General features: G+C 44.9%; 17 protein-coding genes. 1 reads left to right on the top strand and 16 read right to left on the bottom strand.

All coding sequences use genetic code 11. The features are described from left to right. Positions 1-249: 249 nt before the first annotated feature. The 16 genes from K1I80_RS07110 to K1I80_RS07035 form a co-directional block, all read right to left on the bottom strand. The gene (locus tag K1I80_RS07110) at positions 250-5988 is read right to left on the bottom strand and encodes a ZmpA/ZmpB/ZmpC family metallo-endopeptidase (protein WP_223313836.1); all 5739 of its coding nucleotides are present in this window, start codon (positions 5986-5988) and stop codon (positions 250-252) included. Positions 5989-6308: 320 nt separating this feature from the next. Next, the gene (dnaJ, locus tag K1I80_RS07105) at positions 6309-7442 is read right to left on the bottom strand and encodes a molecular chaperone DnaJ (RefSeq protein ID WP_223313835.1); all 1134 of its coding nucleotides are present in this window, start codon (positions 7440-7442) and stop codon (positions 6309-6311) included. A gap of 137 nt (positions 7443-7579) precedes the next feature. Beyond that, the gene (locus K1I80_RS07100) at positions 7580-8212 is read right to left on the bottom strand and encodes a DJ-1/PfpI family protein (RefSeq protein ID WP_223313834.1); all 633 of its coding nucleotides are present in this window, start codon (positions 8210-8212) and stop codon (positions 7580-7582) included. 227 nt (positions 8213-8439) lie between these two features. After that, a complete protein-coding gene (dnaK, locus tag K1I80_RS07095) occupies positions 8440-10269 on the bottom strand; it encodes a molecular chaperone DnaK (RefSeq protein ID WP_002905346.1) in 1830 nt (609 codons plus the stop codon). Between the two features lie 285 nt (positions 10270-10554). After that, entirely contained in the window at positions 10555-11091 is a 537-nt protein-coding gene (gene grpE / locus K1I80_RS07090; protein ID WP_223313833.1) for a nucleotide exchange factor GrpE, read from the bottom strand. A 35-nt stretch (positions 11092-11126) separates the two neighbouring features. Next, positions 11127-12161, bottom strand: coding sequence for a heat-inducible transcriptional repressor HrcA (gene hrcA / locus K1I80_RS07085; RefSeq protein WP_042763211.1), 1035 nt, complete (start codon positions 12159-12161; stop codon positions 11127-11129). Between the two features lie 163 nt (positions 12162-12324). Continuing rightward, the gene (locus tag K1I80_RS07080; protein ID WP_223313832.1) at positions 12325-13053 is read right to left on the bottom strand and encodes an ABC transporter permease; all 729 of its coding nucleotides are present in this window, start codon (positions 13051-13053) and stop codon (positions 12325-12327) included. Beyond that, positions 13046-13885 (bottom strand): ABC transporter ATP-binding protein, encoded by an 840-nt coding sequence (locus tag K1I80_RS07075; protein WP_223313831.1) that lies wholly within the window; start codon positions 13883-13885, stop codon positions 13046-13048. The genes K1I80_RS07080 and K1I80_RS07075 overlap by 8 nt, the downstream gene beginning before the upstream one ends. A gap of 41 nt (positions 13886-13926) precedes the next feature. Then, positions 13927-14499, bottom strand: a complete 573-nt coding sequence (locus tag K1I80_RS07070) for a DUF2812 domain-containing protein (protein ID WP_223313830.1) — start codon at positions 14497-14499, stop codon at positions 13927-13929. Continuing rightward, positions 14499-14822 carry a PadR family transcriptional regulator gene (locus K1I80_RS07065; protein WP_002920200.1) on the bottom strand — a complete coding sequence of 108 codons (324 nt, stop codon included), beginning with the start codon at positions 14820-14822 and terminating at the stop codon, positions 14499-14501. Before K1I80_RS07065 ends, K1I80_RS07070 begins: the two co-directional genes overlap by 1 nt. Positions 14823-15047: 225 nt before the next feature. Beyond that, a complete protein-coding gene (locus K1I80_RS07060; protein WP_223313829.1) occupies positions 15048-15836 on the bottom strand; it encodes a M15 family metallopeptidase in 789 nt (262 codons plus the stop codon). After that, entirely contained in the window at positions 15823-16521 is a 699-nt protein-coding gene (locus tag K1I80_RS07055; protein WP_223313828.1) for a histidine phosphatase family protein, read from the bottom strand. Before K1I80_RS07055 ends, K1I80_RS07060 begins: the two co-directional genes overlap by 14 nt. A 99-nt stretch (positions 16522-16620) precedes the next feature. Next, positions 16621-17322: a histidine phosphatase family protein gene (locus K1I80_RS07050; RefSeq protein WP_223313827.1), complete on the bottom strand. Its 702-nt coding sequence runs from the start codon at positions 17320-17322 to the stop codon at positions 16621-16623. A 131-nt stretch (positions 17323-17453) separates the two neighbouring features. Further along, entirely contained in the window at positions 17454-18350 is an 897-nt protein-coding gene (locus K1I80_RS07045) for a hypothetical protein (RefSeq protein WP_002908012.1), read from the bottom strand. Positions 18351-18482: 132 nt separating this feature from the next. Then, positions 18483-19820 carry a PFL family protein gene (locus K1I80_RS07040; protein ID WP_002902345.1) on the bottom strand — a complete coding sequence of 446 codons (1338 nt, stop codon included), beginning with the start codon at positions 19818-19820 and terminating at the stop codon, positions 18483-18485. Positions 19821-19830: 10 nt separating this feature from the next. Continuing rightward, complete coding sequence (locus K1I80_RS07035) at positions 19831-20097, bottom strand: ACT domain-containing protein (protein WP_002893729.1); 267 nt, start codon at positions 20095-20097, stop codon at positions 19831-19833. Between the two features lie 255 nt (positions 20098-20352). Between K1I80_RS07035 and K1I80_RS07030 the strand changes: the two genes are divergently transcribed. Further along, positions 20353-23451, top strand: coding sequence for an LPXTG-anchored zinc carboxypeptidase (locus tag K1I80_RS07030; RefSeq protein ID WP_223313826.1), 3099 nt, complete (start codon positions 20353-20355; stop codon positions 23449-23451). Positions 23452-23497: the final 46 nt, after the last annotated feature.

Here is a 23497-nt window from a genome sequence, read left to right as displayed (position 1 = left end):
TTTTAGCAGGAAAAAAGGCCCCCAGCAAGCCCTAAAAGCAGGAACTGTCTGGGGACAGATTTTTATGAAAATACCGTATAAGAATTTGGGATAATCTGCACTTTGACTTGCCATTATGCAACAAAACAACCCATATGAATCAGACTGTCAGTGACGACACAAACAGAGCAAATTCAAATGGGTTATTGATTGCATATTGCTAAAGATCCTTATTTGTAGTTACACATGCAGCAAATCTGACACCTTTTCTTAGGAACCCCAAATGGAGTTTTCATCCATAAAGCTGTTGGTGTTCTTGAGCAACTGCGTAAAGACAGCATACTTGAAGTCCTTGGTTGCCCGTTCATCGACACGAGACTTCTTCAGATCCTTGTCAACAGCTTCTGCAAAGCCAGCTTTCAACTCTTCATAAGTGTGATAGACTTTTCCGTTGACAGTCACTGGCTTAATACCTGAGGTTTGTGCTTTATCCACAACTTTTCTGAAGTAAGCTTTCTTGAAGTCTTCCATTGTTTCAAATTCGCCTTCAGAAATTTGCTTGATGATAAAGTTATCGCTCAAACCAGTCACCCCTTGCTCATTGGCTGTCTTACGGTGTTTATTGGAAGCATAGCTTACAAAGCCTTTTTCATAGCCATAGTAACCCCAGATTCTGAAGGTATTATGCTTGAACATCAAGGCTCCTGGCGCCCCAGTATTGTTTTGACCACCACCATAAATACCTGTCATAAAGTCGATCGCAATGTAACTAGAGTCATAGTCAGCAGGATTATAGGTTCGATTGTCAACCGCACGGTTAGACAGCAAGCCTTGATCAACCAAGTCCTCTACAGATGAGACTGACATGGCCGCTTTCTCCTCTGCCGTCAAGTCTCTTACGACGTCGTATTGGGTTCGAGGATCCACAACTTTCGGTTCAACCTTCTTGAACCATTTGGCTGCTGCTTCATTTCCTTTGGCAACAACGGCTTGTCCCTCAAGGTAATCCAGCAGCATGAGGGTATCATTATATCCCTTCATGTAATGGTCGATGTCTGCTCGGTTCTTGAAGAGACTTGGCGAGCTATTGAAAATGAGACTGCCATTATTTGGACGATCAAAGGCCATATTGAGACCCAAAGCACCCCAACCTGGCTGATCAGGAACAGGTGATTGGAGCAGACCTTGGGCATAACCTTCTGGTCCGATACCTTGTCGTCTGCCATGTCCGCCCAGATAAATATCTCTGTCATTGACGTGGGTGAGCTCATGGGTAAAGACGGACACACCGTATTCTGTCAAGAGGTCAAAGGCCTCAAAGTTAACACGGATTGAACCGGCAGCATGGGCGCCATAGCCATTTGACTTGTACCAGCCACCAGCTCTGCCGCCAACTAGGTTAAAGAACTCGCGGGATGGTGCATAAGGATTGCCCTTATTATCATTTCCGTTGACATCAATCCAGCCACGTCCCTCTACATCAAAACCATCCCATACAGCTGTTACATTTTGCTTGACCATTCTGGACTTGATATCATCTGAGAGCAGTTTGTACCAAGTGTCTACGTGATTTCTATGCTGGGTCGCTACTTCCTTGATGCGCGCATTAAATCGTTCATCCGACCATGACCGGCGCTTGTCTCTGTTGACAAAGGCCATGGTGCTATAGTTTGACAGAATAGCTAAACGTGTATTCTTCAGAGTCAAAAGCGGAAGGATATAGTTGCTGAAGTACTCAGAGTTGAGGTTATCAAAGACGCGATACTTAGCAGACTTAATCTCCTCGACTTCGGACTGGCGTTCTTCAAACTGAATAAAGCCTCGAGTTGCATCCTTGAACCAAGAATCCATGTCCGCAAAGTCAGTCAGCAGGCGACGGTTGTAATCCAAGTAAGCCACCAAATCACTAGACTTGGACTCAGCCTTCAACTGACGCGCAAACATATTGACATTGTCTGCCCCTTTTAGTTGATTTTCTGTCGAACGACCAATCTTAATCAAGCGATCCAGCAATGGCACTTTTTCACCATAGAAGTCTGGTTTGAAGAGCACCAGCTCCTTGAGGTTATAGTCGCCAAACTTGAGATCGTAATAACGGTTGAGGTAGGTCAGACCTAGCATGATAGCGGTCTTGTTCTCTTCGATTTTAGCTTTCAGAGCTTCGTTGGCTGCTGGATTGTCAGCATGGAATCTTGTCCATTCATTGGCCAGGAGCTTACCAAGCATATCCTGCAAGTTGGCTTTCACCTCAGCTAGAGATTCATCCAAGAAGAGGCGCTTCACTTTGTTGACCTTGTCATTATCATTAGGCAGACCAACAGAACGATAGACCTCATCACTGTACAGGTCAAAGCTCTTCAAGCTCTCAGTCAGCTGAGTCAGCAAGTCTTCTTTGACTGCCGTTGAGTGATTTGGAGTATAGACTGTACCAAGCTCTGCAATCTGATATTCCGGCAGAGCCGTCTGTTCAAATCGTGCTTGATTTTGAAGATTGTAGATAGTCTTGCTTCCATCTTCAAAATGAACCAAAATCTTATCCGCATCCGTTCCGCCAGCAACAAACTGATTGCCCTTCAGCGCTTGAACAGATAGAACTTTCTTAGTCAACAGGTCGCCCGCCTTACCAGCATCCACCAGCTTATTGGCTTCATGAATCAAGAACTCTTGATTGTAGAAAGGCATAAAGCGCTCTAGATTTTGATAAAGCTGTTCATTTTCTGCCTTGTAACCTGCCTTATCTTGATAAGTACTTGTTCTCAGGATAGCAGCATTTAGCTTCTCAGTTGTTACTTCATTGGCGCTGCTTTGTTCAAGAGCCGTAATCCGATAGCTCTTGACTTTTTGCTCTGCTTCAGCTTCTGTCAAGCGACGGAACTTGGCATCTTTTCCTGTCTTGGTTCCAGAGCTTTGTCCCTGAACACCAAAGAGGTTTTGGAGTTTTTGTCCCATCCAAGCATCAGTAATCTCATTATCTGAGCTAAAGAGCTCTTTTCCGTTCACTACTGTAGCATAGCTGACAGTGTCATTGATAGTTCCATACGGCCAAATGGAAGCAGCGATACCAGCCGCATTTCTTGAGCCCGCATCCTCTAACTTACCTTTGGCAACGGACTGAGTCAGCTTGCCCCAATTCCCCCAGCCTGCACCTGAATAGTTAGTGAAGTTTTGAGCGACCAGCATACCTGCATTTTGACCACTCTTAACCCAAATATCTGCTTCGACATAAGCTCGGCTTACTAAGGACATGGCGTTGGTTCCTGCAATACCGGCTGTAACAGAGTTTCCACCCTTGGACTTAATCTGACCCTTAAAGGAGACATTTTCAACTCGAGATTGGCCTTCTATATTGTTAACCAGACCAGCAATATGATCTCTTCCTTCCAAGTATCCTTGGACATTGACGTTTTCGATTACTCCTTTATTCTTCAAGCGAGCAGCAATTGTGGCAATTGTATCACCCGCTTGCGAATCTGGATAAACCATATTGACTCGCTTAAAGTCAATATCCTTGACCGTTCCGCCAGTAATCGTATCAAATAGAGGATGCGCCAAGTCTAAAATTGCATGGCGTTCGCCATTTTGACCACCAATCAGCTGACCTTTGAATTCACCTTGCAGGTAAGATTTGCTGTTAGCTGGTTTGTCAATCAGCTTGGCACTGATACTGCGGCCAAGAATAAAGGTTCCAGAAGGATCTTCCTTGATGCCGTCCAAGAGGTCTTGGAAGTCATAATAGACATTCCCTTCACGCTTCTTGGCCTTTTCCAGATAGAAATCAAAGCTGTTTTGAAGACCAGTTGCGCTTCTTTGCAGCAAGTCTGGCAGCTGAGCCTGGATCTTAAAGACAGGCTGGTTATTAACGACCACTTCCTCAATAGAGGTAACCGGCAGGACAGTATCCTTGAACTGGTCTGATGTAAAGTGCAGGTAATATTGGTCCAGATTTGCTGGTTTCTCAGCCAGAGTAGGCATCAATTTTGTCTGGCCATTTTCAACCTTCATCAAGGAGACATTAGTGATGGACTTGAGCTCCACCTTCTTCAGGTCAAGCTGGACTGTCTCTTGAGCTAATTCCTGACTTTCAGGCCCATTTCCTAAGTCATAGGACAGAGTCGTCTCAATCTTATACGGTGTATAGTAGTCCAAACCACTGAAGCTAGCAGTCAACTGGCCTGCCGTCAAGTTCTGCTCTGCTATCAGCTGGCCATCCTTCTTCAGACGAACATGAGCACTAGTAAAGGCTTGATCTCTGTCCGTCAGCTGGTATTGAATCTGAACTGATTTCTGCAATTCATCCTTCTTAACCGCTGAAACAGTCAGAGTTGGTGCTGCTTTAAGAGCCAATAAGTCGGCCAAAGCCTGCTTAAGTTGGTTGACACCCGCATCTACTTCATCTTGACTTGACGAAGTTTGATAAACCGTCGCAGCCATATTCTTAATTGCCTGCAGCTGCTGATAGGATTGATTAGTGTAAACTGCAGGATCCACAGCTGCTGCTAAAGCCAGCTGCTTGCTCAATTCTTCTTTATTGATGCGAGCCTTGCTACCTCGAGTGACCACTGTATCAACTACTTCATGCAAGATTCTTTCAGTTGTTTGTGGCTCCGATATGCGATTACCATCCAAGACTTCATAGCTGGTTACAATTTCTTTTTGTCCTGGAGTTCCATCGACAGTGGTCTCCTCATCAAGATACTTGCTATGATCTGTCTTGTTGACAACTTGAGGTTCAATCGTTTCTAGCTTGATGTCTGTATGCAGACTAGGCTGTTCTGGCTGAACTGTTGACTCACCATTAACGCCACCTGTGTATTCTGGCAAAGCTGGCTCAACTGGAGCCACGTCACTAACTGTAGCTACTGGAGCATCATAGACTGGATTGTCTGCTTGAACTGCCGATTCGCCGTTAACGCCGCCTGTATATTCTGGGAGGGCTGGCTCAACCGGAGCCACGTCACTAACTGTAGCTACTGGAGCATCATAGACCGGATTGTCTGCTTGAACTAGCGATTCGCCATTAACTCCGCCTGTGTATTCTGGGAGGGCTGGCTCGACTGGGGCTGTGTCTCCAACTGTACCAACTGGAGCAGTATAGACTGGAGTTTCCGCTTGAACTAGCGACTCACCGTTCACAGCACCGCTGTACTCTGGCAAGGCAGGTTCTTGTAAACTTTCCCCTTTTGCCGTTTCTATAGGTGGATTTGACGGCTGAGGAGCTGGACTAGGATTTGGAGTTGGAGCTGGAGTTGGAGTTGGAAGATTCCCTATCTGGCCAGAATCACTTTCATCAGGATTCAGCTGATACTGCAACCCTGCCTGAGCAGCTCGATCAATAGAATCAGAATCCTCTTTTGCAGCTTCTGATACTTCTGCTTGCGCTTGAGCCTCTTGACCAGCCGGCAGAGAGGTTGTCTTGGTCTCTGTCAAAGTACGCAAATCAGAAGCTGTAAAGTAACCGATATAGTTATAGCCTGCAATGGTCACATCCGCTTCAGAGACTGCTGACGAAACCGCAACTTGACGATTATAAGAAAGCAATTCCCGATTTTCTAGCGCAAACGCTTGAGGAGACTGTAACACAGTTTGTCCCAAGCTACCTAGCAAAAGCACTCCTAGTAACTTACCAGATTTCTTTCGTGAGAATACCAAGACAGCCAAAATAGCCGTTCCTGCAAATAAGCTGAGAAGCGGCTGACCAGTATTTCCTGTACTCGGCAAGACAGCTTGCCCAGATTTCTTTCGATAAATCAGGTAATAATTTTCCCCCGTTTGCAGATTTTCAGGCAGACCTTTCTTAATCAGACCTTTTTCCTGCTCTGTTAGCTCTTGCTCTTCAACATAAGTATAGTGAGCAGTCGCACCGCCTCCAACTTCATCCGCAGCAACAGTCAAACTGGACAAAGAGCTCCCAAAAATCAGAGCTGCAATGGCAACTGAGCCCACACCGACAGACAATTTGCGAATCGAATATTTCTGAATTCGCTCCTGCACTTTTTCAAAACGTTTCACTTTATAAATCCCCTTTTTCCTAAAATGTATAAAGCTAATCTCCCAATATCTCTCTAGCAGACTCCTCAGCAGGCTAAAAAGATGCGTTTTATACATATAGTATTATCATATATCTTTTAGGAAATTTTTACAATAGATTTTACTTAAAAAAACAATTAATTTTTGTAAAAGTAAATAGAGAAAATCTCTTTACGCTTTTTATTGTGAATTTCTTTTAATTAAAAGGCTGATTAGAGCTGCTCTCTTACTTGACTACATTTGCCAAATGTCCTTCTAGAAAACATAAAAAGAACAGCATTAGGCTGCTCCTTTTTATATGATTACAAATCTTCCAAGGCATCTTTCATTTTGTCGAAGAAGCCTTTTTTCTTAGGATTGACCGAGATATTGCCAGCTTCCGCAAATTCTTTGAGGGCTGCTTTTTGACGGTCGTTGAGGCCAGTCGGCGTCACAACATTGACAGTTACATACTGATCCCCCATGCTTCCACCACGCAGACTCGGTGCTCCCTTGCCACGCAGACGGAAACGTTTCCCAGTCTGTGTTCCTTCTGGGATATTCAGCTCCACATCCCCGTGAACAGTTGGAATATCCACACTGTCACCAAGAGCTGCTTGGACAAAGTTGAGATTGAGGTTGTAGTAAATGGTAGAGCCATCTCGCTCAAACTTGTCACTCGGCTCAACTTGGACCACAACATAAAGATCACCATAAGGGCCGCCATTAAAGCCTGCTTCACCTTGACCAGACAGACGGACCTGCTGACCAGTTTCCACACCAGCTGGGATTTTCACCTTAACGCTGTGAGCCTGTTTTTCATGACCCGTTCCGTGACAGGTTTCACAAGGACTTTTGATTTCTTTTCCTCGGCCATGACAGACATCACAGGTCACTTGCCGACGCATCATGCCAAGCGGTGTCTGGGTATCAACATTGATGACACCTGAGCCATGGCAGCGACCACAGGTAACAGGGCTAGTTCCTGGCTTAGCACCAGACCCGTCACAGGTACGACAAGTCGCTTCGCGGTTATACTTGATTTCCTTCTCAGCTCCGAAAATCGCTTCTTCAAAGCGGAGATTTACACGATACTGAAGATCATCCCCTTGGCGCGGAGCATTAGGATTACGCGAAGCGCCACCACCAAAGAAGCTGGAGAAGATGTCTTCAAATCCGCCAAAGCCGGAGCCATCAAAGCCACCGAAGCCGCCTGCACCACCGCCAAAGCCACCATTAGCTCCCGCTGCACCGTATTGATCATAGGCTGCCCGCTTTTGCTCGTCGCTCAGCGTTTCATAAGCCTCTTGGACTTCTTTATATTTGTCCTCCGCCCCAGCTTCCTTATTAATGTCGGGGTGGTACTTTTTAGATAATTTCCGATAGGCTCTCTTGATCTCATCCTGAGAAGCATTCTTAGAGACACCTAGACGGTCGTAATATTCTGTATTGTTCATGTAAGATACCAAGACCGTAAAATTCGACTGAAAAATAGGAAATCAGGCGACGGAGCGATGCCCCTAGGCTGATTTCTCTTTTTTCCGAAAATTTAGGTCGGGTTCAGTTCCTTTCTTTAAATTTTAGAAAATATTGATCAGAGGGTATTTTCAAATTCATGCTTCATTTCAGCAAACTCTTCTTCTGATAAAGTGAATATCAAGTCCTCTTCCGAATATTGATTCCGTTCTTTAAAATAGTTGTCAGCATTATCTACCAAACCTAGACTAAGAAGCACTTTTCTCGCAAACTCTTGATGTGCAAAGCCAACAGCCGTAATGATGTTCTTATTTTGCAGGACCGCTTTAGCTTTGAAATTCTCCCGTGGAAGAAATTCAAAATAGTCAAAGAAGTTTTGCCAAATCCCACCAGTAAATTTAGTGTCCTTCAATAAACCTGCTTTCGCCAATAAAATGGGCGCTGAGGAAATAGCTGCAATTAAAACTTCTTGCTGCTTCAAACTTCTTAGGAAAGAAATCAATTTTTCATCATGCAGAGTAGGGACAATATTTATCATTCCTGGCAAAATGACACAAGAATAGTCTTCGATAACTACTTCATCCAGTGTTCCAGTAGGTTGACAGGGAAGTCCATCTTCCGATCTTATAACATTTCTATCTGTACCAACATAATCAACCTCAACACCAAAAGATAGCCCTAAAGTACTGGTCAGACCAACTACTTCATAAAGTGAAAAATTAGGATAAATTAAACAGAGCACTTTCTTCATCAGCGTCACCCTCTAGTTTAGCGAAAAACAGAGGCTGGGTTGCAACCTCTGGATTTCTTCCTATCATTACGACGTGAAATTTTCAAAACAATATTTTTTGAAAAATTTTTGACGCGGTAGCTGATTGGATTTTAGGTTCGTCTTTCAGACTCCCAAAAATCCTAATCATCCTCGCGGGGGTTCGACTACGAACTAAAAACTTTCAATTTTTAGTTCTGTCTCACCGCCTATTTCTCAGTAAACTCTCCGTCTACAACATCGTCGTCTGCTTTAGTTGAGCCCGCGTTTTCAGCTCCTTCTGCTCCTGCTTGGGCTTGTTGAGCCGCAGCAGCTTGTTCATAGAGTTTCACTGCCAACGCTTGAGCTTTTTCGTTGAGAGCTTCCAATTTCGCTTTCATGTCGTCCAAGTTATTATCTTCTTGCGCTTTCTTAAGTTCATCAAGAGCAGCTTGGGCAGCGTCACGCTCTGCGTCGAAGCCTTTGCCTTCTGTTTCCTTGATAGTCTTTTCAGTCGCAAAGATAGCTTGGTCAACTTCGTTACGAAGGTCAACTTCTTCTTTACGTTTCTTATCTGCTTCAGCATTCGCTTCTGCATCCTTCATCATACGGTCGATTTCTTCGTCAGTCAGGCCGCTGTTAGATTGGATAACAATGTGTTGTTCTTTTTGAGTTCCAAGGTCTTTAGCCTTAACAGATACGATACCGTTCTTATCGATGTCAAAGGTTACTTCGATTTGAGGGATTCCACGAGGAGCTGCTGGGATATCTGTCAATTGGAAGCGCCCCAGAGTCTTGTTATCTGCTGCCATTGGACGTTCACCTTGAAGAACATGGATATCAACGGCTGGTTGGTTGTCTGCTGCTGTAGAGAAGACTTGTGATTTAGAAGTTGGGATTGTTGTGTTGCGGTCAATCAGCTTAGTGAAGACACCACCCATTGTTTCGATACCAAGTGACAATGGTGTTACGTCAAGAAGTACAACGTCTTTGACATCACCAGTGATAACACCACCTTGGATAGCTGCTCCCATAGCAACTACTTCATCAGGGTTCACTGATTTGTTTGGCTCTTTACCAGTTTCAGCCTTAACAGCTTCCACAACTGCAGGAATACGAGTTGAACCACCAACCAAGATTACTTCGTCGATTTCTGACAAGCTCAAGCCTGCGTCAGAAAGAGCACGGCGAACTGGTTCTTTAGTGCGCTCTACCAAATCACGAGTCAAATCGTCGAATTTAGCACGAGTCAGAGTCATTTCCAAGTGGAGAGGTCCTGCGTCGCCAGCTGTGATAAACGGCAAGCTGATTTGAGTAGAAGTCACACCTGAAAGGTCTTTCTTAGCCTTTTCAGCTGCATCTTTCAAACGTTGAAGCGCCATCTTGTCATTTGACAAGTCGATGCCGTTCTCTTTCTTGAACTCAGCTACCATGTGATCGATAATCTTTTGGTCAAAGTCATCACCACCGAGTTTGTTGTCACCAGCAGTTGCCAATACATCAAAGACACCATCACCCAACTCAAGGATTGAAACGTCAAAGGTACCACCACCTAAGTCAAAGACCAAGATCTTTTCTTCTTTATCTTGTTTGTCAAGACCATAAGCAAGGGCTGCTGCAGTTGGTTCGTTGACGATACGTTCTACTTCAAGACCAGCGATTTTACCAGCGTCTTTAGTCGCTTGACGCTGTGCATCGTTAAAGTAAGCCGGTACTGTGATAACCGCTTTGCTGACTTTTTCACCAAGATATTCTTCCGCGTAGCCCTTCAAGTATTGCAAAATCATAGCTGAGATTTCTTGCGGAGTGTATTCTTTGCCGTTAGCAGCTACTTTTTCAGATGTTCCCATTTTTGATTTGATGGAAATGATTGTATCTGGGTTTGTCACTGCTTGACGTTTTGCCGCATCACCAACGATGATTTCGCCATTTTTGAATGACACTACAGATGGCGTTGTACGATTTCCTTCTGGGTTTGCAATGATTTTGCTTTCAGTTCCTTCAAGAACCGCAACTGCTGAGTTTGTTGTACCTAAGTCAATACCGATAATTTTAGACATGTTTTTTTCTCCTTAAATTTTATATTCTATTTTCTTTTTAATACTCTTCTTAGGTGGCGGCGCCGTCAGAGCTTGACTTTATCAATCTCTTTGACTAAACTTTGAGCATAAGGTCTCAAAGTTTGCGCGAATAGCGCCACGGCGAAGAGTATCGTCTTTGGTTCGCTTCGCTTACTATTACAAAGCCGAACATTTTTTTATCTTTCTTCATAGTTTATTGTCGTTTCGGACAAGTCTTACGCAGCAACTGATTGGCAGTTCACTTCGCAAATATTAGTGACTCGCCTAGTTGTAAACCACCACCATAGCCGGTCTAAGGATCCGGTCATGAAGTTTGTAGCCTTTTTGGAAGACCTGCGCTATAGTGTCAGCTGGGTGCTCATCGTCAGCTGAAACTGTTTGAATAGCCATGTGATAGTTATGGTCAAAAGCTCCGTCAGCTGGGATTTCTTCAATGCCCTCTTCTTTGAGAGCATGAATCAAGCTTTCCTGCACCATTTCCAGTCCCTTTTTGACATCATCTGTCAGACCTTCAACTGCAAGCGCGCGCTCCAGATTATCTATCGAAGGCAAAATAGCTTTTGCCAAGTCCTGACTGCGGTATCTTTGCAGCTGCTGGCGTTCTTCATTTGCTCGGCGCTGGATATTCTGCATTTCTGCATGAGCACGGAGATATTTGTTTTCAAAATCTTCTGCCCGTTCATTAGCTAGTTCTAATTCTGATTTTTCAGGGCTTGCTGATTCAGCTTGTTCAGCTGTTTCTACAGCTTCCTCTTTTACTTCCACATCTTCTGGATGTTCTTCTTGCTTATGTTTTGCCACAAGGCACCTCCTTTTTAGGAATATTTCTATTATATTTAATGGACTTCATAGTGATTGCTGCTCAGATAGCGGTAGAAGTCGGTTAGTTTCATAGTCAGCACGCGGTTAACGACATTCATCTGACTGACCAGCCGTTGGTAGTCAAGATTGACCGGACCGACAACTGCCAGCACTCCAAAGCCTCGATAAGGAATCAAGAATTTGCTGGAAATCAGCGTCAAATCAGCCAAACAGCTTTCTCTACTGTCTGCCACGCGCACGCTTTGCATCTGATCTTCGGCCAAACTGTCGCGAATTTCAAAGGCTACTTTTTGTGGGTCATCAAAAAACTGATAGGCCGTCAGATCTGAGAATTCCAAGAGCTGAACCTTGCCAGACAGAATCACATTTTCCTTGAAAATATCACCAAAGATGTGCTCAAAGAGCTGGATGACATTGTCCGTCGTGGTGAAATAGCGCTGGATAATCTGCGGAATTTCCGTCCGAATCTTGTAATGGATGTCCAGCACTGTCTGTCCCAAGAACCGCTCCCTTACTAGGCCTTTAAGCCTATCCAGGTCTTCTCTTAGGAAGTTGCGCGGAATCATAAACTGACTGGTAATGGTATTGGACTCATCCAAGGTGAAGACCGCCAGAGCCGTGTGCTGACTGAGCACAACGATGTCAAAAGCTGTCAAACGCTGCCGACTGGGTTCTACATCCAGTGCAACAACTGTGCATCCACTGAGCTTGGTTAAAAGGTCCGCTGCCTGTTGAAGAATGTCCTCCAAGTTGAAAAACTCATGATCAAAGGCTTTGATAACCTCATAAAGTTCATTCTCAGCGAGACGATCAAAGGACAGAGAATGCTTGACAAAGTACTGAAAACCAGCCACGCTAGGCTTACGGCCGCTAGACGTATGCGCCTTTTCCAGAAGCCCCTGCTTTTCCAAAGCCGCCATATCGTTTCGGATAGTGGCACTGCTGGAATTGATGGAATCCTGCAGGGCTTTGGAGCCGACCGGCTCGTGAGTCTTGGTAAAGATATCAATAATCAAATTCAAAATCTCATTTTGACGCTCCGTGACCACGGCATCACCTCCAATCAAGATTCTGCTGTCGATTAGCACTCAACCACCTCGAGTGCTAACTCATGATTCTATTATACACTCTTCTACTCCAAAGTCAAGACAAAAACTCAAAAAATTAGCACTCTTTTTACAAGAGTGCTAAAAATCAGTCTGGCGACCTAGATTAATCCTCCAGGATTTGCAAATGGCGCATCAAATAGAAAGAAATTCCTGCAAAAAGAAGCAACCAAACTAGCAAAGCCAAAAATTCTCCGCTCCACAAATGGAAATGAGACCAATCTTTCATATAACTACTAAAGAGGCCCATAAAGCTATAACGCAGCACCTTAAATAAATCCTCGCTCATATTTGAAAACATAGGAATAAATGCCGCCAAGAGCATAGCCGGAACACTAAGAGATTGTGCCATAACCTGATTTTTACAAAACAGACCAACCATTAAAAAGAAGAAAATTAAGACCAGCATGGTCAATAAGAGAACCAAACTATAGCTGAACAGATGATGAGAGAGCTTGGCTCCCACCAAAAGTGGGGTAATGACGATATAAAAAATCCCAATAATCGCTGGCCAGATTAAAGCTGAGAGAATGTATTGACCAGCTGTCACACCAGCCAAGCGCAAACTTTGCAAATTATGTTTTTCTCTTTCCTCAGCTAGGATGATGATGATAGGTGTTCCAACAGACATGGCTAGAGAGAAAGGCAGAGAGAGCGTAAGCAACATAATAGCTAGTTTATCCACTCCAATTTCCTTACCTGCTCCATTCAGAGAAAAAATAAATTTATAGAGAAAAATGAGGAAAATCGGCATAAAAACCTGCAATAGAATACTTTTATTAGCTAGTGTCACTTGACCTCTCAGCCAAATCATACCTTTGAATTTATTAGACATTTAAGGTACCTCCTGTCAACGTGATGAAAACATCTTCCAAAGTTGGTTCGCAGGAATGAATACTGATAACATTGGACAAATCCAAACCACCTTGCAGTTCATCAAAGGTAACTGTCTTCGTCGTCAAATCTACATATTCTAAACGAACCTTCTTATCTGTATTATACTTTTGGATTATCTCATGCGGACTGCCTACTTCGACTAGTTTTCCTTTACTTAGCAAGGCCAAGCGATCACACAAAAGAGTAGCTTCCTGCATATCATGAGTCGTCAGAAAAATAGTTGTCCCCTGCGCTTTTAGTTCCAGCAGCAATTCGTGAATGGTGCGAGAGGTTGACGGATCCAAACCACTGGTCGGCTCATCCAAGAAGAGCAATTTAGGTCGATTAATCAAGGCACGTACCAGTAACATGCGCTGCTTCATGCCGGTAGATAGTTTTTCAGCCACCTTGTTGCGGCTATCATAGAGTCCCACTTTCCGGAGAAGTTCATCGACTTCTGTCATCTTAACACCAAAGAGCATAGCATAGGCCTTGAGATTCTTATAAAGTGACATCTTTTCATAAAAACCACTGCCATCGCTGACAATCCCAATCTGCTCCAGCACTTCTGCCTTTAAATCCTCAACCGGTGCAGACAGCACATGAGCTGTCCCAGCATCTGCAGACAACTGACCAGTCAAGATATTGATAGTCGTCGTTTTACCAGATCCAGATGGTCCTAGGAAGCCAAAGATTTCTCCCTCTCGGATGGAAAAATCGATTCCTGCTAAGGCTTCTTGTTCCTTGAATTTCTTTTTCAAGCCTTGCACTTCAATAATGGTCTTTTTCATTGTTTTCCTCGCTTTCACAACAGTATTTAACAAAACTGCAATCAGTCTTTCAGTTCCTGCCTCATTTTCCAAAAACGCAAGGCAATATGGACCAGTTGGCAGAACAGAATGAGCAATATGACACAGTCTATTGCTAAGACTGACTTGAATAATAGACTTGCTTTCAAACTTTTCTGGGAAATATCTAGAATGAGATAGGTAGTGACACACAAAACCATAATAGCTGGCAAAAATCGCCATATAAGCAAACGCTTGACCATTTCTAGCTTAGACCATGCGTCATTATAGATTTCAAGATCGCTGTCTGCATCAAGCTGAGAAACCGGCTTGCGGAAATAAGAGAACTGATTAAAGTTTGTAATATGCTCCCAGCCACAATCCTCAAACAGTTGATAATAGGATTCTTGCTCCGCCTTCTTTATGGGGCGAAAATCCAATTGATAGGCCACGTCCTGAGGCGGACAGGATTCAAAGGTATAGCGAACTGCAACAAGAAAGGGAGAATAACTTACTTTCTTCAATCTCCAGCCTTGGCTGTGCATTTTTTTAAAATAAGCTGCTTCTCTGTCATAGTCTGCAATGGTAAAGATTTTATAGACAATCTTCTTTTCCATCAAACTTCCTCCTTACTATTGCGGTAAAGGCGCTCAATCCGCTGGATTTCCAACTCTAAAATCTGTCTTCCAAGCTCTGTGATAGAATAGAGTTTTCTCTTTTCTTCCTCACGAACAAAGGCAATCAGACCATCTTTTTCCATCTTTGCCAAGGTTCCATACATGGTTCCAGGGCTGATAGATAGCTGTCCTTCTGTCAGATCCTTGACTTTTTGAGTAATACTGTAGCCATGCCTTTCTTTCTGAAGACAGAAGAGGATATAAAAACCTGTCTCTGTCATTGGCACATAGACTCTCCTAAGCTTTTCTGTCAATCCACTCATCTTCTCATCTCACTTTCACCTCGATATATCGAACCTTGATATAAAAAATTATATCGCAGTTCGATATAGTTGTCAAGGATTTATAAATTTTTTTTACAAAAAGTGATTCATTTTTATCTATCAATGCTTCAGCTAAAGCTGCTTTAAGTCAGAAGCATAAGTGATTATAGACCTACATCCTGATAAATCAGCATAAAAAAAGCCAGGAACACCTGACTTACTTTTTTATTTTCCTGCTTCCTTGAGCAGGGCGATGTATTCTTCCAGAACCAGATTGTGCTTCTGCATATACTGGGCATTCTCCACACCGACATAGCGGTAATGCCAATTCTCAAAGTCAACTCCAGTAATGTCGCTCTTGCCATCTGGATAGCGAAGGACAAAGCCATATTGCGGAGCTAGTTGGGCAATCTTAGCTGCCAATTCATCCTCCTGGCCTTCTGGAGCGCTCATATCAATAGCCAAGCCCGTTTGATGCTCGCTGGCTCCTGGAAGCTGCACCTGCTTCAGCACGATGCTGACTGCTTCTTCATTTGACAAGCCTTTGGCGACTTCCCCAGCAACTTTTTCGTTATAGAGTTCCTCCTGCTCAGCTCGGCTGCGATAGCCAGAGATTAGAGTTTCTTCAGGAGCTATCGCCTGGGCTGCAGCTAGGAATTGCCGAGTATTTTCAGCAATACGGCTGTCCACCTGGATCTCTCCAATCTGAGTCAGATTAGGTGTTTTTTCTTCTTGCTGGTTGTCACGATTGACTAAAATCAAATTCCAGTCAGTAGAAGACACCTTGGGCAAATCAGACTGCGAGCTCTCTGAGCTAGAAGAGCCTTTCGTAGCAGAACTGCTAGATGAACCCGAAAACTGAATCTTTGCAAGCAGATCTTGTAACAAGGACGGACGGAAATAAATCGCCGTTCCTCCAGCTGCCAGACACAAGACGATTAACAACAAAAGCGTTAACCCAATCTTCTTAGACTTCGATTTTCTCTTTTCTTTGCGATGTTTAGCGCGCTTCAACTTCTTCCTCCATTACTTTGGCACCGACCTCTCGATAAGACATGTCTCCGACGCAAGCTACTGTGAATTTACCGTCTTCATAGTCTATAACCGTCACACTGCCATTGTCCAAACCATGAGGCCGAGTTCGATTGATTAGATAGACAAAGGTTCCGATGGTCATGCCGTGGCTAACTACAAGAGCATTGCCACCGCCAGCGGCTTCCAGCTCCTCAGCTATGGCTGAAAAGCCTTCCCAGATTCGGCCGCTAAGCTTTTCCCAATTTTCTGCCCAGCCAGCTGTATCGACTTCTACAAGGCCTTCTGCCAACTCAGCATAGCTAAGCTGATGGACATGCTCAATATTGAAAACCCGAGGCATCACACCCATAAAGAGCTCTCCATCATAACCGCCATCAAAACTGCCAAAGCACCATTCGCGAATCCGTTTGTCAAAGGTATAAGGAATCTGTCCTGTCAAACCCAGCTCCTCTAGAATAATGCCCATGGTCTGAATAGTCCGGCCGCTGTCGCTGGAGCGAGCCAATTTGAAATCAAGCCCAGCTTCTCTCAAGCCAATGCCCAACTCATGAATGCCACGTTCCCCAACTTCAGTCAATGGGGTATCAGACCAGCCTTGGGCCCGGCCGATAGTATTAAACATGGTCTTGCCATGACGAACCAAGTATAATCTTGTTTTTGCCATTTCATTTCCTCCGTTGTTCTTTTCATATTATACCATTTTATGAAGAAATTGGCGCCATCTGGCTTTCAAAGCAAAAAGCAGGAGTCTCAAAACTCCTGCTCATTCTTGATTTTCTCGGTCCAATATAGCTGCACCAACCTGACGGTAAGACACATCACCCAAGGCCTGAATGCTAAAGCGACCATCTTCATACTCCAGCACTGTGACACTGCCATTGTCGACATTAGGATTTTTCGTGATATTCTCATCAACCAGATAAGCCAAAGTACCAATGGTCATACTGTGGCTGACGACCAGAGCATTGCCGCCGCCTGAGGACTCCACCTCTCTAGCAATGGCTTCAAATCCTTCTAAAATCCGACCGCTAAGCTTGTCCCAAGGCTCAGCCCAGCCAGCCGAATCCACTTCTACCAGGCCATTCGCCAAATCCGGCCAACTGAGTTCTTTATAATTATCCGTCTTAAGAACTCGTGGGATAACGCCATGAAAGAGCTCACCACCATAAGCACCATCAAAACTGCCAAAGCACCACTCCCTGATGCGCTTGTCATAGCGATAGGGAATCTGGCCAGTCAGGCCCAGCTCCTCTAGGATAATCCCCATGGTCTGAATGGTCCGACCACTATCACTGGAAAAAGCCTTGACAAAAGGCAAACCCGACTCTTGTAATCCGATGCCCAGCTCACGAATACCTCGCTCGCCTTTGGCAGTCAGCGGGGTATCAGACCAGCCCTGAGCCCGGCCGATAGTATTGAACATGGTCTTGCCATGACGGATAACATAGAGTCTTGTTTTTGACATACTTCACCTCTTTTATTTTTTCTTTGTTTATTATAGTATAGGCCTTCGGATTCTTTAGGATAAAGAAGAGGGAGAACACGCTTCCTCTTCTCGATAGACTGCGGCTCACCGTGAAGTCAGCATCTAATCAACTATAGAGACTTAATATGAACTTTGACGGCACTGACACACCCAAGAATAATGTACAGATAATGGAGCCAATAATTAAGACCAAACTGTCCGGATAAAGCGGCTTTATTAATAGCGATAACGGCTTGCAAAATATGGCCTTCCCCCTGATAAAAAGAATTAGCATAACCGATTTGAACAGCTAAAAAGCTCATCGTTAAAGTAAAAAAGAAACTTGCCACAATGCCTAAAACAGAAATCCCTTTTACAAACTTTTCATAGCAAGCAATGCTAAATAGCAGTGTAAAACCTGATATGAAGCCCATGGCCAAGGATGCACCTGTCAGGAAGAAGACAAGGCATGCACCAAACAAACTAGTCAAGAAAGCCCCGACAATCCCCAGGAAATAATGTATTTTCTGCGGACTTTGATGAGGAAGGGAGCGCTTTGTCACCTTATCCTGTGAGATGGAAATCATTCGCTCATAGCTAGATGGCGTGAGATAGAGCCAATCTCCTTTGAACTGATACAGGTCCACATCTCCAGTTTCACCGGTTTTCTCACAGGCGCTGACCAGCCCTTGTTCCTCAAAGTAGCGGGTGCAATCTTCGATAGCCTCCTCCAAAATATCCGGCAGCAAATCTCGGTCTTGATTAGCCAAAATCTGACAGGCTAGGCTATAGCCAGCTCTCTCAAAATCAATCAAGACCTCGGAATCGTTGATCAGAGCTTCCAAGGTATCTCGACCAATATAACCCTGCTCACATCTGACTGAAAAGAAAATCGCAAATTCATCGCCATCTGTTATGGTCTCTAGATAAAAAGCATAATCTCTTCTACAGCCATATATAATTCCGCTCTCTTTATCAAAATCCAAACCTAAATCAAGGGCCAGCTCAGCTAGCTCTCTTTTATTCATAACCTAAACAATCTCCTTATAATCTCCTACATTTCAAGCATCCAGCTAGACTCAATCCCGCAAACCCCTACTCGGAAACTGAATAGCTGTCCTTTATAATGCTTTCTTAAAAGCTGTTTCAAATCTAGCTTTTTAATTTTTAAAGCTGTGAATAGGCGCTGGAATTTGACCGCCCCGCGCGATAAAGGCTGCTGACGAAGCCTGATTGACCTTCATGACCGGAGCTGTTCCCAAGAGCCCGCCAAATTCAATCATATCACCTTCCTTGCCCTTCGGAATAATCCGCACAGCTGTCGTCTTCTGATTGATAACGCCAATCGCTGCCTCATCCGCAATCATGGCTGCGATGGTTTCAGCTGGTGTCGTCTCTGGAATGGCAATCATATCCAAACCTACCGAGCAGATAGCTGTCATAGCTTCCAACTTTTCTAGATTTAGCGAGCCATTTTGCACAGCCGCAATCATTCCCTCGTCTTCTGAAACAGGAATGAAAGCACCAGATAGACCACCAACCTGATTGCAGGCCATAACACCGCCTTTTTTGACTTGGTCATTGAGTAAGGCAAGCGCCGCCGTCGTACCATGAGTACCGACTGTTTCTAAGCCCATTTCTTCTAAGACACGGGCCACTGAATCCCCGACCGCCGGTGTTGGAGCCAGACTCAAGTCAACAATCCCGAACTTGACGCCCAGACGCTGGCTGGCCATCTGACCGACTAACTGACCGATACGGGTGATTTTGAAAGCCGTTTTCTTGACTGTTTCAGCCACCACGTCAAAGCTCTCACCACGGACCTTTTCCAGAGCTCGCTTGACAACACCCGGCCCAGAAACACCGACATTGATGACCACATCTGCTTCACCGACACCATGGAAGGCGCCCGCCATGAAAGGATTATCCTCCACCGCATTGGCAAAGACGACTAGCTTGGCCGCACCCATGTCAGAAAGCTGGGCCGTTTCCTTGATAATCCGCCCCATATCCGCAACCGCCGTCATGTTAATACCTGTCTTGGTCGAGCCGATATTGACAGAGGAGCAGACCTTATCCGTCTCAGCCAAAGCACGTGGAATAGAATTAATGAGGATTTCATCCCCTTTTTGATAGCCCTTTTGAACCAAGGCAGAGAAACCACCGATAAAGTCAACACCGATTTCCTTGGCTGCCTTGTCTAAAGCCTTGGCCAACGGAACATAGTCACTGCTGTCTGTCGCTGCCCCAATCAGAGAAATCGGAGTCACTGAGACCCGCTTATTGACGATGGGAATCCCAAGCTCTGCAGCAATTTCATCCCCAACTGCCACCAGGTCTTTCGCTTTGGTCGTGATTTTTTGGTAAATCTTCTCCGCTGCCCGTTCAATATCTGTGTCGATACAGTCTAAGAGTGAAATGCCCATGGTGATGGTCCGAATATCAAAATTCTGCTCCTCAATCATGGCAATGGTTTCTGTTACTTGTCTAATATCCATCCTTCACTCCTTAGATATTGTACATGGCATCAAAAATAGCTGCGCTTTGAATGTTGATTTTGACATTGAGCTCTTGTCCGAAAGCTTCAAACTCATTGCGAAGGGCCGTAAAATCTTGCTTTTCATCACTTGATACCAAGGCCATCATGGTAAAATATTCCTCCAAAACGGTTTGGGAAATATCGTCAATATTCAGCCCCAGCTCCGCAATTTTAGTGGAAACTCCGGCTACAATCCCTGTTTTATCTTTTCCGACAACGGTAATAATTGCTTTCATGCTTGGCTCCAATCATTTTTAGTTTGTCTCATTGTAGCATAAATTCGAGGATTTTGTATACTATTTCAGAAAATAAAGACAGAAGGTTCGGATATTGCAAATAGCGCTCGAAACAAGGAAAATTCTCCTACGCTCAGCAATTCATCTGAGAGACCATTTTGGGCAACTTTGTATGTTTTTTCTATTTTCATTTGAAAGCGCTTTCGATATTTGTTATACTAAATATAGAATATTTTACACAAAGGAGATTTCCTAATGAACGATTCATACAAGAAGCGTCTCTATACTCAGGTCTTGAGTTTATCAGCCGCTGTATTGATGGCTGTCTTAGCTCAGGGCAAGGCCGCAGCTGACCAGCAGAACAGCACTGAGTCACAGCCAGCCGCCAATCAGATAGAGGCTGTAACTCCTGCGACAGAAGCTGCTCCAAATCAGACAGGAGAAAAAGAGCAGGCTCCTGCTCCTGCAGCGGACAATCCAGCTGTCTCTGCAGCAGCTCAAACAAGAGCAGCTGCTTCTGAAGAAGCCAAGACACAGCTAGCTGACAGCACTGTCTATATGTCCGAGCCTGCAGAGCTCAAGGAAACCGTCCAAGGACAGGCTTCTCAGGCGGGCAAACTGACCTGGACTCTGGACAATAAACCGATTGCCGACTGGAAAACCTGGAACATGGACAGCGGCACCTTTACCGGCCAACCCTTTGTCACAATTGAGGAAAAGGCTGACGGGAACAATCTTCATCTGAATCTGCAGTTTCAAAAGCTTTTCGGAGACGATCTCAGCCTGCGCTCTCCCCATAATATCCGCCGGACCTATCGAAACTTCATTGGCAGCCATGAACTGGTCGGTACGAGCCAGGACTTGAGCTTGACCATTCGCAAAAATATCGTCTTGCGTCCTTATGAAGACTTTCACAGCCATGAAGAGATGCTGGCATCTATCGAAAAGAGCAGACAGGACGCCAAGACCGATCGCTTGGTACAGATTGAGAACATTGGAAAGAGCGCTCAGGGCCGCGATATCAAGCTGGGTATCATCAGTTCTGACCAAAAGAGCATCGACGACTACCTCAGCACAACTAATCCGCAGGCCTTGACCAAACCAGCAGAAATGCTGGCAGCTCTCAAAAATGGCAACTTAGACTATAAACTGCCTGTGCTCATTAACAACACCCACGCCGATGAACAGCCTGCTATTGATATTATCACAGGTCTCTTTAAAACTTTTGCAACTAAAGACCAAGTCAGCTTCAAAACAACCGCTGCCGATGGTTCTGAAAAACTTGTCACTCTCAAAATCCAAGATTTACTGAAGAAGTTTATCTTTCTCTTTGACTTTACGGAGAATCCTGACGGCGATGTCCTCAACACTCGGGCTCTGGCCAATGGACTTGACCCTAACCGTGATACTGGCTACCAAGCCAATCCTGAAACCCGTACTGTTGCTGGATTGATTAACAAATGGAACCCAATTGCCCTCTATGATATCCACGGATTTGTCAAGGAATTCCTGATTGAGCCGGCAACCCCGCCTCACGATCCTAACTTTGAATATGACCTTTTAGCTGACCTCATGCTGGACAATGCCCATCATATGGGACGGGCCGGCGTTGCCAACTCTGGCTACGACAAATACATCATTCCAAAACTGGACTGGGGAGACGGATGGGACGATTCCTTCTCCGGCTACACAGCGGTTTATTCTATGTACCATGGCATCCTGGGACATACCATCGAAATTCCGGAGGGCAATCAAGAGTCCTACAAGGCTGGATATTATGCAGTTCTAGGAGGCCTTGACTATCTAGCTCAGAACCCAGATAAACTCATGGAGATGCGTCTCAACTTCTACCTGCGCGGCATCAATAAAGTCGAAGATCCTAAGGCAGAAAATGAACTCGTCGGACCTGATGGTCAGGTCGTAGGCCGGATTAAAAAAGGCCAGGAAAAATTCTTCCCAGACTACTATGTCATCCCAATGGGAGTGGACAAGGACAACGATACCCAAGAAGCCTTTAATATGATTGACTATTTCAAGCGCAACGGTGTCCTGGTCAAAGAACTCAAGGAAGACAGCGGCAACTATAAAAAAGGCGATTTGGTTGTCGATATGGCGCAGGCTAAGCGTGGCTATGCCAACCATGTCCTCTACAAAGGCTCAAATGAATCCAAGTGGGCTGCCATGTATGCGGAATTGGTCGTCAATTTCCCTGATATGAAAGGATTCAAAGCCCAGCCAGTCTTTGGCGACAAGCTCTTTGAAGGCAAGTTAGGCGACGTGACAGCTCTCCGTGCTGCACGTACCAGTCAGGTTGATTATAAAGCGCCTTATTACGTCATTGCCAATACGTCTGAAAGTGCCGTTAAGGCCGTCAATCAAGCTCTTGCAGAAGGCAAAAAGGTCTATCTGACAGACGACGGCTATATTGTTGATACGCCGACCTTTACCAGCCTTCTGGATCACTATGCCATTTACGGTGATGCTCTCTATAAGATTCCACAGGGACCAACTCTGAAGCCTCTCAAGGTCTACGCACCGCCACATCAGTTTTACTGGGCAGGTATGGACTCGCCAGCTCACACTGCTTTAGCTCTGAAAAATATGGGCTTTGAAATCGTTGACAGCCCAGAAGAAGCGGACGTCATCGTCCTTGAAAGCAACAACTATGACAAGTCTCTTGTCGGACTTAAGCCAACCATCGTCGTCGGAGGCTCTGCTATGCAGCGCTTGGAAAAACTAGGAATCCTAGATGGATTTGACGCTGAGCGCTTCAAGAACGGCAGTGACTACGAGGGCTTGATGAAGGCCATTATACAAGACCAAGACCCGCTGACCAGCGGCTACAAGAAGGATGGACTCTTTTACTCCAACTCTGGTAACTGGATTGCTAAGATTCCTGCCAATTTTAGGACTCTTGCCAGCATTGCCGGAAGTGACTTCTATATCGCTGGCTGGTGGCCTGGCAATGAACAGCTGGCCAACAAAGTCGTAGCAATTGCCGGTACTTATAAAGAACAGCCTCTCTTTGTCTATGCTGGCAATCCGACTAACCGCCTTCACCCTGTTCATTTCTACCGCTGGATTTCCAATGCTATCTTTGGCAGCCAGTTGGCCGAGCTGACAGACCTCCCAAGTCCTGCGGCACCTGCCCCAACCTATCAAGCGCCAAGTCAGACTGTCCTTGACTGGAAGCCTGCTACAGTGAATCCACCGGCTCAAACGGTAGTCCTGACCTACAAGAGTCAGCCCCTTCCGCAGACCGGCAGTCAAGAAAAAACTGCTAGCTTTGCTCTAGCTGGACTCCTAATCGCAGGGGCAGCTGGACTCTTACTTTTAAAGAAAAAGGAAGACTAATACTTAAAAACACACCTCCCAATTGATGCGGGAGGTGTATTTTTAG

Origin of the sequence: Streptococcus sanguinis (genome assembly GCF_019929225.1) — a bacterium.
Classification (GTDB): Bacteria; Bacillota; Bacilli; order Lactobacillales; family Streptococcaceae; genus Streptococcus; species Streptococcus sanguinis_J.
Note: the sequence above shows the minus strand (reverse complement) of the source record. Positions and strands in the feature narration are given on the sequence as shown.

Bases quoted from the DNA above. Each gene is read 5' to 3' on its own strand.
- dnaJ (WP_223313835.1), bottom strand. From the start codon at position 7,442: ATGAACAATACAGAATATTACGACCGTCTAGGTGTCTCTAAGAATGCT.
- K1I80_RS07055 (WP_223313828.1), bottom strand. From the start codon at position 16,521: ATGGCAAAAACAAGATTATACTTGGTTCGTCATGGCAAGACCATGTTT.
- K1I80_RS07075 (WP_223313831.1), bottom strand. From the start codon at position 13,885: ATGAAAAAGACCATTATTGAAGTGCAAGGCTTGAAAAAGAAATTCAAG.
- K1I80_RS07030 (WP_223313826.1), top strand. From the start codon at position 20,353: ATGAACGATTCATACAAGAAGCGTCTCTATACTCAGGTCTTGAGTTTA.
- dnaK (WP_002905346.1), bottom strand. From the start codon at position 10,269: ATGTCTAAAATTATCGGTATTGACTTAGGTACAACAAACTCAGCAGTT.
- K1I80_RS07065 (WP_002920200.1), bottom strand. From the start codon at position 14,822: ATGAGTGGATTGACAGAAAAGCTTAGGAGAGTCTATGTGCCAATGACA.
- K1I80_RS07100 (WP_223313834.1), bottom strand. From the start codon at position 8,212: ATGAAGAAAGTGCTCTGTTTAATTTATCCTAATTTTTCACTTTATGAA.
- K1I80_RS07070 (WP_223313830.1), bottom strand. From the start codon at position 14,499: ATGGAAAAGAAGATTGTCTATAAAATCTTTACCATTGCAGACTATGAC.
- K1I80_RS07050 (WP_223313827.1), bottom strand. From the start codon at position 17,322: ATGTCAAAAACAAGACTCTATGTTATCCGTCATGGCAAGACCATGTTC.
- K1I80_RS07045 (WP_002908012.1), bottom strand. From the start codon at position 18,350: ATGAATAAAAGAGAGCTAGCTGAGCTGGCCCTTGATTTAGGTTTGGAT.
- K1I80_RS07035 (WP_002893729.1), bottom strand. From the start codon at position 20,097: ATGAAAGCAATTATTACCGTTGTCGGAAAAGATAAAACAGGGATTGTA.
- K1I80_RS07040 (WP_002902345.1), bottom strand. From the start codon at position 19,820: ATGGATATTAGACAAGTAACAGAAACCATTGCCATGATTGAGGAGCAG.
- K1I80_RS07080 (WP_223313832.1), bottom strand. From the start codon at position 13,053: ATGTCTAATAAATTCAAAGGTATGATTTGGCTGAGAGGTCAAGTGACA.